Here is a 10,147-nt window from a genome sequence, read left to right as displayed (position 1 = left end):
GGGGGGGGCCCCCGCCCCCACGGGGGGGGGGGCCCGCGGGGGCGGGGGGGGGGCCGCCCCCCCCCCCCCGGGCCCCCCCCCACCGCCGTACCCGGCTGCCGTACCCACCGTCACGACGGCTGCCGGGACGGCCGTCCGGGGTGGTTCAGACGCCGTGCAGCCCGGTCTCCAGGCCGTCGAGGGCGTGCGCGCACACGCAGTCGCGGGTGGCAGGCAGGCTCTCCAGCGCCTTGAACAGCACGGTGCGCAGCCGTTCGACGTTGCGCCCGAACACCTCCAGCACCTCGGCGTGGGTCACGCCCTCACCGGTCTCCACCCCGGCGTCGAGGTCCGTCACCAGCGCCAGCGAGGTGTAGCAGACGCCGAGTTCGCGCGCGAGGACGGCCTCCGGATGCCCCGTCATGCCGACCACCGACCAGCCGTTCGCCGTGAACCACCGCGACTCCGCGCGGGTCGAGAACCGCGGCCCCTCCACCACCACCAGCGTGCCGCCGTCGACGGGCTCCCACGCGTGGTCGCGGGCCGCGCCCAGCGCCGCCGCCCGGCCGTCCGGGCAGTACGGGTCGGCCATCGAGACGTGCACGACCTCGGGCACGGAGCCGTCGGGCAGCGGCAGCCCGTCGTAGTAGGTCTGCACCCGGCCCGCGGTGCGGTCGACGAACTGGTCCGGCACCAGCAGGGTGCCCGGCCCGTACTCGGCCCGCAGCCCGCCCACCGCGCACGGGCCGAGCACCTGCCGCACCCCCAGCGCGTGCAGCGCCCACAGGTTGGCCCGGTAGTTGATGCGGTGCGGCGGCAGCGTGTGGCCGCGGCCGTGTCTCGGGAGGAAGGCGACGCTGCGCCCGGCGACCTCGCCGAGGAAGACGGAGTCGCTGGGCGGCCCGTACGGCGTCTCCACGGTGAGTTCGGTGACGTCGTCGAGCAGCGCGTACAGGCCGGAGCCGCCGATCACGCCGATCTCGGCCCGCGGCGGGGCGCCGGCGGTGCGGGGCGTCGAGGGGGCGTCAGGCATGGCCTCTCCTAGGGGTTTCGTGCGGTGCGGCGTCCTGAAGGCCGGTGCGCCGTCGCCACCCTACGAGAGCGGCGGCCGGGTGTACCGTCCGTGCGCGCTTACGGTCCGCGGACGTCGCCGCGTACAGTGACAGCCCCGACGGACAGGAGTGACGGCGATGGAGGCACAGGCGGTGCTGCGGCCGGCCGGCCACCGCGCGCTGGTGTGGCGCGAGCGGCCCGCGACGGCGGGTGCGGCGGTGCTGGTGCTGCACGGCGGCCAGGAGCACGGTCTGCGCGGCCCGGGCCCGCTGAACCTGCCCGGCCTGCGGATGCGGCCGTTCGCCCGGGCCGTGGAACGGGTCACCGCCGGACACGAGGTCGCCGTGGGCGTGGTCCGGTACCGCTGCCGCGGCTGGAACGGCGACCGGGCGGACGCCGCCCGCGACGCGGCCGCCGCGCTGCAGGAGCTCGCCGAGGAGCTCGGTCCGGTGCCGACCGTGCTGGTCGGCCACTCGATGGGCGGCCGGGCCGCGCTGGCCGCGGGCGGGCACCCGTGCGTGGCGGGCGTGGTGGCGCTGGCCCCCTGGTGCCCCGGCGGCGAACCGTACGCCCACCTCGCCGGCCGCCGGGTGCTGGTGCTGCACGGCGACGGCGACCGGGTGACCGCCCCGGACGACACCGTCCGCTTCGCCGCACTGGCCAGGTCGGCGGGCGCCCGCACCGCCGGGTACCTCGTCGCCGGGAGCGGCCACGCGATGCTGCGGCGCGCCGCCGCGTGGCACCGCGCGACGGCCGCGCTCACCGCGGGGCTGCTGGGCCTGCGCGGCCTGCCGCACGACGTGTCCGCGGCGCTCGCGCTCGACGGGCCGGACGCCGAGGGCCTGCGGCTCCCCCTCTGAACGCCCCCGCCCGGGGCCCGGGCCGACCCGCCGTCACCGGGCGTCCGGCGGGGCGGCCGCCGCTGTCGGCGGGCTGTGGTTGACTGCCGGCGTGGCTCAGGAGCTGGACATCATCGCTTTCGCATCGGCGGCCGACTTCGACGCGTGGCTCGGCGGGCATCACGCCGCCTCGCCGGGCATCTGGCTGAAGCTCCGCCGGAAGACCCCCGGGGTGGTCTCCCTCGACTACGCGCAGGCGCTCGACGTGGCCCTGTGCCACGGCTGGATCGACGGGCAGAAGGCCCGGTCCGAGGAGGACGGGTGGTGGCTGCAGCGCTTCACCCCGCGCTCCGCGCGGAGCCGGTGGTCCCGGATCAACCGGGACAAGGCGCTGGCCCTGATCGAGCAGGGCCGGATGCGGCCCGCCGGGCTCGCCGAGGTGGAGCGCGCCCGGGCGGACGGCCGGTGGGAGGCCGCGTACGACAGCGCGCGGACGGCCGCGGTGCCGGACGACCTCGCCGCGGCGCTGCAGGCCGAGCCCGCCGCGGCGGCGGCCTTCGCCACGATCGACCGGCAGAACCGCTACGCGATCCTGTACCGCGTGCAGGAGGCGAAGCGGCCGGAGACCCGGGCCCGCCGGATCGCGACGTACGTGGCCATGCTCGCCGAGGGCCGGACGATCCACCCGTAGGCCCGCACGGCGACGGCCCTCCCGGCGCCGCGCCGGAGGCGGACGGGCCGGGAGGGCCGCGGACGTCCGGGCCGGCCGGCGGGGGCCGGCCCGGACGTCGTGATCACCGGACGCCGTGATCAGACGAGGTCGAACCGGTCCAGGTCCGCCACCTTGGCCCACGCCGCGACGAAGTCCTGCACGAACTTCTCCTTCGCGTCGTCGCTCGCGTAGACCTCGGCGACCGCGCGCAGCTCGGAGTTCGAGCCGAACACCAGGTCGGCGCGGGTGCCGGTCCACCGGACCTCGCCGGTGGCGGCGTCGCGGGCCTCGAAGGTGTTCGCGTCGCCGGACGTCGCCGTCCACACCGTGCCCAGGTCGAGCAGGTTGACGAAGAAGTCGTTGGACAGCACGCCGGGGGTCTCGGTGAGGACGCCGAGCGAGGACTGCTGGTGGTTCGCGCCGAGGACCCGGAGGCCGCCGACGAGCACCGTCAGTTCGGGGGCGCTCAGGTTCAGCAGGTTCGCCCGGTCGATCAGCAGGTACTCGGCCGGCAGCCGGCTGCCCTTCCCGAGGTAGTTGCGGAACCCGTCCGCGGTCGGCTCCAGCGCGGCGAACGACTCCACGTCGGTCTGCTCCTGCGAGGCGTCGACGCGGCCCGGCGTGAACGGGACCTCGACGACGGAGCCGCCGTCCTTCGCGGCCTTCTCCACCGCCGCGGCACCGGCGAGCACGATCAGGTCGGCGAGCGAGACCTGCACGCCGCCGGCGTGGGCGGTGTTGAAGGACTCCTGGATGCCCTCCAGGGTGCTCAGCACCGTGGCGAGCCGGTCGGGGTCGTTGGCCGCCCACCCGCTCTGCGGCTGGAGGCGGATGCGCGCGCCGTTGGCGCCGCCGCGCTTGTCGCTGCCGCGGAAGGACGAGGCCGACGCCCACGCGGTGGAGACGAGGTCGGAGACCGACAGGCCCGAGGCGAGCACCTGCTCCTTGAGGGCGGCGACGTCGGCGGCGCCGACGAGCGCGTGCGTGACCTCGGGCAGCGGGTCCTGCCAGAGCAGGGTCTCGGACGGGACCTCCGGGCCGAGGTAGCGCACGACCGGGCCCATGTCACGGTGCGTCAGCTTGAACCAGGCGCGGGCGAAGGCGTCCGCGAACGCGGCCTGGTCCTCGTGGAAGCGCCGCGAGATCTGCTCGTAGGCCGGGTCGAACCGGAGCGAGAGGTCGGTCGTGAGCATGGTCGGGGCGTGGCTCTTCGACGCGTCGTGGGCGTCGGGCACGGTGCCGGCGCCTGCGCCGTCCTTCGGCCGCCACTGGTGGGCGCCCGCGGGGCTCCTGAACAGCTCCCACTCGTAGCCGAAGAGGATGTCGAAGAAGGTGTTGTCCCAGGTGGTCGGGGTGTTCGTCCAGATGCCCTCAAGGCCGCTGGTGATCGTGTCGCCGCCCTTGCCGGTGCCGAAGGAGCTGGCCCAGCCGAAGCCCTGCTGCTCGATCGGCGCGGCCTCCGGGTCGGCACCGACGCTCTCCGCGGGGCCCGCGCCGTGGGTCTTGCCGAAGGTGTGGCCGCCGGCGATCAGGGCGACGGTCTCCTCGTCGTTCATCGCCATCCGGCGGAACGTCTCACGGATGTCGCGGGCCGCGGAGATCGGGTCCGGGTTGCCGTTGGGGCCCTCGGGGTTGACGTAGATGAGGCCCATCTGGACGGCGCCGAGGGGCTCCTCCAGCTCGCGGTCGCCGGTGTAGCGCCGGTCGTCGAGCCAGGTGGTCTCGGGGCCCCAGTAGACGTCCTCGTCGGGCTCCCACACGTCCGCGCGGCCGCCGCCGAAGCCGAAGGTCTCGAAGCCCATCGACTCCAGGGCGACGTTGCCGGCGAGGATCATGAGGTCGGCCCAGGAGATGTTCCGGCCGTACTTCTTCTTCACCGGCCAGAGCAGGCGGCGGGCCTTGTCGAGGTTGCCGTTGTCCGGCCAGCTGTTGAGGGGGGCGAAGCGCTGCTGGCCCGCGCCGGCGCCGCCACGGCCGTCGCTGATCCGGTAGGTGCCGGCGCTGTGCCAGGCCATCCGGACCATGAACGGGCCGTAGTGCCCGAAGTCGGCCGGCCACCAGTCCTGCGAGGTCGTCAGCACCTCGGCGATGTCCTGCTTCACGGCCGGCAGGTCGAGGCCGAGGAACGCCTCGGCGTAGTCGAACTCCTCGCCGAGGGGGTTGGCCACGGCGGGGTTCTTGGCCAGGATCTTCAGGTTGAGCCGCTCCGGCCACCACTGGCGGTTCCCGCCGCCCTGGGTCGGGTGCGAGGCACGTCCGTGCGCGACCGGGCAGCCACCCCCGCCCTCCGTCTTCGCGTCGACGACGATTGCGTCATGGTTGTCAGACATGGGAATCCCTCCGGACCTGGCGGACGACGGTACTGAAAATCTGCGGGCGGTGGACGAGCGGGGGAAGCCGACCGGACCGGCGGCCTCGACCCCGCCCGTCCGGGAGCCGCGGCCACGGCCGTGACTGTGGCCGTGACTGTCGGGGACGGTCGGGCAGGGGATCCGCGGGCGGCGCGGCCGACACGGACGGCGGCACGGCACGCGGCACGGGCCGGGCCGACGGCCCGCCCGGTTTCCCCGCGGTGGCCGTCACGTCACCCACTCCTGCCGTACCGGGCTCTTCTGCCCCTTGCCATCACTGGAACCGATCCTACAATGGACAGAGTCCAAGTCAAGAAGCGCATCAGCCCCGTAGCAGGTCGGATCGAGAAAACCGCTGGTAAAGTCCGGACATCCCCCATCAGCCTGAATAGGTGAACCGATATGAGTGACCTGCTGGAGCGACTGCGCGGACGCGGCTGGCGGATGACCTCCCAGCGGCGTGTCGTTGCGGAGGTCCTCGACGGCGACCACGTGCACTTCACCGCCGACGAGGTGCACGCCCGAGCGGCCCGGCGGCTGCCCGAGATCTCCCGGGCGACCGTCTACAACACGCTCGGCGAGCTGGTCTCCCTCGGCGAGGTCATAGAGGTCTCCACCGACGGCCGCGCCAAGCGCTACGACCCCAACGCGCACCACCCGCACCAGCACCTGGTGTGCTCCCGCTGCGGCACCATCCGCGACGTCCACCCGACCGGCGACCCGCTGGCCGACCTCCCCCCGGAGGAGCGGTTCGGGTTCACGGTGGCGAACGTCGAGGTCACCTACCGCGGGCTCTGTCCGTCCTGCGCCTAGCCCCCGACGCCCGGACGGCCGCGCACGGAGCCCCGGAACGCACCCGCCCCGCACGGAGGAACGGAAGAGAGCCGCGGCCGGTGCTACTTCGCCGCCTGCGAGATCCGGACCATGTTGCCCGAGGGGTCGCGGAACGCGCAGTCCCGAGGCCCCCAGGCCTGGTCGATCGGCTCCTGGAGCACCTCGGCGCCGGAGGCCCGGACCTTCTCGAAGGTGCCGTCGAGGTCGTCCGTACGGAAGACCATCGTCGGCAGGACCCCCTTGGTCAGCAGCGCCTGGAGGGCGTCGCCGTCGGCCTGCGACCGGCCGGCGTGCGGCTCGGAGATCACGATCTCCAGGCCCGGCTGGACCGCACTGCCGAGGGTGACCCAGCGGTACTCGCCCGAGGCCACGTCGTTGCGGACCTCCAGGCCGAGCGCGTCGCGGTAGAAGGCGAGCGAGTCGTCGACGTCGTTGACGGTGATGTTGCAGTACTGAAGAGCGATGTCCATGGGAGCAACGCTAGGCGGTGGCCGGGCCGCCTGCTTCTCCGTTCCTGCTCGCCGGCGAACCGGCCCTGCTCGGCCGGGTGCGCAGCTTCGCCACGCACGCCGGCATCGCCAGCACGGCGGAGTGCTCGCGGGCCCGGTAGGCGCTCGGCGTCTCGCCCACCACCTCGCTGAAGCGCGAGCTGAACGAGCCGAGCGAGGTGCAGCCGACCGTCATGCAGGCGTCGGTCACGCTCATCCCGGCCCGCAGCAGGGCCATCGCCCGCTCGATCCGACGCGTCATGAGGTAGCTGTACGGCGTCTCGCCGTAGGCCGCGCGGAACTGCCGCGAGAAGTGCGCGGGGGACATCAGCGCGTGGCGGGCCATGGTCGGCACGTCGAGCGGGCGGGCGTACTCACGGTCGATGAGGTCACGCGCCCGTCGCAGGTGGCCGAGGTTGGCGAGGTCCTCCGGAGTCATGCGTCCAGCCTACGGTCCCCCTCCGACAGCCGGCCCCGGCCCGCCGCGCCGGCCGCGCCGCCGGGCGGCGGGGGCCGTCCTGCGGTGCGGCCGGCGGGCCCGCCGGGGGTGTCAGTCCGCGGCGTGCACCAGCGCGCCGCCGGTGTACGTCCGGAGCACCCGGGCCTCGCAGATCTCCTCCGGCGGGGCGGCGAAGATGTCGCGGTCGAGCACCACCAGGTCGGCGAGGTGCCCGGGGCGCAGACTGCCGGTGTCGTCCTGGCCGCCGACGTGCGCCGAGCCCGCCGTGTACGCGGCGACGGCGCTGGCCAGGTCGAGGCGCTGCTCGGGCAGGAAGATCCGGCCGTCGGTGGCCCCGGGGCCCGTCCGGTTGACGGCGACGTGCAGGCCGGCGATCGGGTCGGGGCTGCTGACGGGCCAGTCGCTGCCCGCCGCGAGCGTGGCACCGGCCCGCAGCAGCGAGCCGAACGGGTACTGCCAGGCGGCCCGTTCGGGACCGAGGAAGGGGATGGTCAGCTCGTCCATCTGCGGCTCGTGGGCGGCCCACAGCGGCTGGATGTTGGCGATCGCCCCGAGGGCGGCGAAGCGCCGCACGTCGTCGGGGTGGACCAGCTGGAGGTGCGCCAGGTGGTGCCGGGTGGCGCGGCGGCCGTTGGCGGTGCGGGCGGCCTCGACGGCGTCCAGCGCCTCGCGCACCGCGCGGTCGCCCAGGGCGTGGAAGTGCACCTGGAAGTCGAGCGCGTCCAGCGCGGTGACGTGGGACCGCAGCGCGACCGGATCGACGAAGCTCAGGCCGGAGTTGGCGGTGGCGCAGCCGCAGCCGTCCAGGTACGGGCTGCCGAGGGCCGCGGTGAAGTTCTCGGCGATGCCGTCCTGCATGATCTTGACGGAGTCCGCGCGGAAGCGGCCGTGCCGCAGCGCCGCCCGCCGGGCGGCCAGCTCCGGGATCTGCTCCGCACCCCGCTCGCGGTCCCACCAGAGCGCGCCGGTGACCCGGGCGGTGAGGGAGCCGTCCCGGGCGGCGGTGAGGTAGGCGTCCGAGGGGTCCGGCTGGCCGTTGAACACGCCGAGCAGGGCGTCCTGCCAGCCGGTGATGCCGAGCGAGTGGAGCAGCGCCTGGGCCCGCAGCAGCCCGGCCAGCCGTTCGGCCGGGCCGGTCGGCGGGACGAGCCGGGCGACGAGTCCGGTGGCGCCCTCCTGGAGGACGCCGCTGGGGGTGCCGTCGGGCTCGCGTTCGATCCGGCCGTCGGCCGGGTCCGGGCTGTGCCGGGTGAGGCCGGCGAGTTCGAGCGCGCGGGTGTTGGTCCAGGCGCCGTGGTGGTCGCGGTTCAGCAGGTGGACGGGCCGGTCCGGCACCACGGAGTCGAGCAGCTGCCGGGTCGGCAGGCCGCCGTCGAAGCTCTCCATCGACCAGCCGCCGCCGGTGATCCACTCCCGCTCGGGGTGGGCGTCCGCGTACTCGCGGATGCGCCGGAGGTATTCGTCGACGCCGGTGGTGCCGGTGAGGTCGCACTGGGCGAGCTCCACGCCGCCGTAGACGGCGTGGATGTGCGAGTCCTGGAAGCCCGGGAGCAGCAACTTGCCGCTCAGGTCGACCACTTCGGTCCGGGGGCCGATCAACTCCCTGACCTCGTCGTGGCCGACGGCGGTGATCCGCTCCCCCGTCACGGCGAGACTGCTCGCCCGGGTGCGGGCGGCATCCGTGGTGTGGACGGGGCCGCGGGTGAAGACGAGATCGGCCTGATGCATGGACATGCTCCAACAGGGTCGGCGGTCCCCGGGGACCGCGGGAAAGGGAAGGGAGGTGCCAACTGGCCTTGGGGGCCTGGCGGTTCGGACTGCCCGCGAGGATGGCCCGTACGTGCTGCGCGCGGGCCGTGGAGCGCCGCGTCAGACGGCGTCGGCCGGCAGGCCCTCACCGGCCGGGAGGTCGCCGCCGGCCCGGGCGGTGCCGCCGCCGGCCGTTCCGGACCCGGTGGTGAAGTACGGGGAGCGGCGGTGCCAGCGGGCCCAGGCGGCGGCCAGCAGACCGGAGCCGATCATCAGCACCGGGACGAGGAGTTCGAACCATCCGTTGTCCGCCGCGAGTTCGAAGTGGTCGGCCGATTCGTAGAAGGCCCGGACGAGGTACCCGCCGACGGCGAGCAGGACGAGCGCGCCGAGCAGCGGGGCGACGACCGCCCGCAGCGCCTCGACGGGCGAGGTGCGCAGCAGGTGGCGGAAGCGGACGGCGGCGGCGACGGCGGTGAGCGCGTAGTAGAGGGCGACGACGATGCCGATCGAGTTGACCGTGGCGGAGATGAGGGAGGTGACGGTGGGGATGACCAGCGAGAGCAGGGCGAGGGCGACGGCGGCACCGGTGATCAGCAGCGTGCCCGCGGCGGGGGTGCGGTGGCGGGGGTGCAGGCGGGTCCAGACGGGTCCGAGGGTGCCGTCGCGGCCCATCGCGTACGTGCCGCGCGCGGTGGGCACGACGGAGGCCTGCAGCGAGGCCGCGGCGGAGAACGTCAGCGCGACCAGCGGCAGTGCGGCGAGCGGCTGGTCGGCGAGCCGGTCGCCGAAGTACGTCAGGCCCTGCGCGCCGTTGCCGACCAGCTCGTCGAGGGGGAGCACGCGCTGGAAGGCCGTGCCGGCGAGGACGAAGAGCAGCATCATCACGGTGAGGGCGATGAAACCGCCGCGCGAGGCGTCACGCGGGTCGCGGACCTCCTCGCCCACGCTGAAGACCGACTCGAATCCCCAGTAGCAGAACACCGCGAGCACCATGCCCTGGGCGAAGGCGTGGAACGAGGGGATCGCGAACGGGTCGAACCAGCCGGCCGAGAAGGGCTGGTCGCCGGCGACGAGGCCGTACCCGCAGAAGCCGAGCAGCACGGCGTACTCGAAGATCAGCAGGTACTTCTGCAGCCGGGCGGCGAGGTCGATCCCGCGCACCGCGACCAGCGCCGAGACGATCAGCACGACCATGCCGACGGCAGTGCACTGGAGCGTGGAGTCCGGGCTCAGGGACACCCCCGCGACCCGGTGCACGGAGGCGGAGCCGAACAGCTGGATCACCGCCGATCCGGTCACCGCCGTGGTGTAGGCCATGAACACGATCGTGCCGAGGATGCCGACCCAGCCGGAGAGGAAGCCCAGCCAGGGGCTGAGGGCCGCACCCACCCACCGGTAGCTGCTGCCGGCGTCGGGGTCGACGCGGTTGAGCCGGCCGTAGCCGCCCGCGATGGCGAGGACGGGCAGGAAGGCCAGCATCATGATCGCGGGCAGGTGGAGGCCGACGACGCCCGCCATCAGGCCGAGCCCGATGCCGATGCTGCTGGTGGCCGCCGTGCTCGACGCGGCGAGCGCCACGGCGCCGCCGATGCCGAGCGACCTCCGCATCGCGGGCGCGGCGCTGCCGGTGGTCCGGGATCCCGGGGCCGGGTCCGTGTCCTTGTGCATGGTTGCCAATG

Annotated in this window: 9 protein-coding genes; 3 read left to right on the top strand and 6 right to left on the bottom strand. The window is 74.4% G+C overall.

Annotated elements, in window-relative coordinates; genetic code table 11:
• Positions 1-145 precede the first annotated feature (145 nt).
• The gene (locus tag SNE206_RS21695; RefSeq protein ID WP_407915120.1) at positions 146-1,012 is read right to left on the bottom strand and encodes an S-methyl-5'-thioadenosine phosphorylase; all 867 of its coding nucleotides are present in this window, start codon (positions 1,010-1,012) and stop codon (positions 146-148) included.
• Between the two features lie 157 nt (positions 1,013-1,169).
• Here SNE206_RS21695 and SNE206_RS21690 point away from each other — a divergent pair, with 157 nt between their 5' ends.
• Both SNE206_RS21690 and SNE206_RS21685 read left to right on the top strand, forming a co-directional pair.
• A complete protein-coding gene (locus tag SNE206_RS21690; RefSeq protein WP_407915119.1) occupies positions 1,170-1,892 on the top strand; it encodes a serine aminopeptidase domain-containing protein in 723 nt (240 codons plus the stop codon).
• Positions 1,893-1,965: 73 nt separating this feature from the next.
• Positions 1,966-2,562, top strand: a complete 597-nt coding sequence (locus SNE206_RS21685) for a YdeI/OmpD-associated family protein (protein WP_407915127.1) — start codon at positions 1,966-1,968, stop codon at positions 2,560-2,562.
• 119 nt (positions 2,563-2,681) lie between these two features.
• Here SNE206_RS21685 and katG read toward each other — a convergent pair whose 3' ends face one another.
• The gene (gene katG, locus SNE206_RS21680; protein WP_407915118.1) at positions 2,682-4,913 is read right to left on the bottom strand and encodes a catalase/peroxidase HPI; all 2,232 of its coding nucleotides are present in this window, start codon (positions 4,911-4,913) and stop codon (positions 2,682-2,684) included.
• A gap of 423 nt (positions 4,914-5,336) precedes the next feature.
• Here katG and SNE206_RS21675 point away from each other — a divergent pair, with 423 nt between their 5' ends.
• Entirely contained in the window at positions 5,337-5,747 is a 411-nt protein-coding gene (locus SNE206_RS21675; RefSeq protein ID WP_407915117.1) for a Fur family transcriptional regulator, read from the top strand.
• An 83-nt stretch (positions 5,748-5,830) separates the two neighbouring features.
• On the opposite strand, the gene SNE206_RS21670 is transcribed toward SNE206_RS21675, so the two are convergent.
• The 4 genes from SNE206_RS21670 to SNE206_RS21655 all read right to left on the bottom strand — a co-directional run bounded on the left by SNE206_RS21670 (position 5,831) and on the right by SNE206_RS21655 (position 10,136).
• Complete coding sequence (locus SNE206_RS21670; RefSeq protein ID WP_407915116.1) at positions 5,831-6,238, bottom strand: VOC family protein; 408 nt, start codon at positions 6,236-6,238, stop codon at positions 5,831-5,833.
• Between the two features lie 10 nt (positions 6,239-6,248).
• Positions 6,249-6,695, bottom strand: coding sequence for a helix-turn-helix transcriptional regulator (locus SNE206_RS21665; RefSeq protein ID WP_407915115.1), 447 nt, complete (start codon positions 6,693-6,695; stop codon positions 6,249-6,251).
• A gap of 111 nt (positions 6,696-6,806) precedes the next feature.
• The gene (locus SNE206_RS21660; protein ID WP_407915126.1) at positions 6,807-8,444 is read right to left on the bottom strand and encodes an amidohydrolase; all 1,638 of its coding nucleotides are present in this window, start codon (positions 8,442-8,444) and stop codon (positions 6,807-6,809) included.
• A gap of 141 nt (positions 8,445-8,585) precedes the next feature.
• On the bottom strand, positions 8,586-10,136 hold the full coding sequence (locus SNE206_RS21655) for an APC family permease (protein WP_407915114.1): 1,551 nt from the start codon (positions 10,134-10,136) through the stop codon (positions 8,586-8,588).
• Between the last annotated feature and the right edge of the window lie 11 nt (positions 10,137-10,147).

The sequence above is a fragment of the Kitasatospora sp. NE20-6 genome (assembly GCF_045862635.1).
The sequence above is the reverse complement of the archived record's forward strand: the minus strand, read 5'-3'. Positions and strand labels throughout refer to the sequence as shown.

Bases quoted from the DNA above. Each gene is read 5' to 3' on its own strand.
- SNE206_RS21695 (WP_407915120.1), bottom strand. From the start codon at position 1,012: ATGCCTGACGCCCCCTCGACGCCCCGCACCGCCGGCGCCCCGCCGCGG.
- SNE206_RS21690 (WP_407915119.1), top strand. From the start codon at position 1,170: ATGGAGGCACAGGCGGTGCTGCGGCCGGCCGGCCACCGCGCGCTGGTG.
- katG (WP_407915118.1), bottom strand. From the start codon at position 4,913: ATGTCTGACAACCATGACGCAATCGTCGTCGACGCGAAGACGGAGGGC.
- SNE206_RS21675 (WP_407915117.1), top strand. From the start codon at position 5,337: ATGAGTGACCTGCTGGAGCGACTGCGCGGACGCGGCTGGCGGATGACC.
- SNE206_RS21670 (WP_407915116.1), bottom strand. From the start codon at position 6,238: ATGGACATCGCTCTTCAGTACTGCAACATCACCGTCAACGACGTCGAC.
- SNE206_RS21665 (WP_407915115.1), bottom strand. From the start codon at position 6,695: ATGACTCCGGAGGACCTCGCCAACCTCGGCCACCTGCGACGGGCGCGT.
- SNE206_RS21660 (WP_407915126.1), bottom strand. From the start codon at position 8,444: ATGCATCAGGCCGATCTCGTCTTCACCCGCGGCCCCGTCCACACCACG.
- SNE206_RS21655 (WP_407915114.1), bottom strand. From the start codon at position 10,136: ATGCACAAGGACACGGACCCGGCCCCGGGATCCCGGACCACCGGCAGC.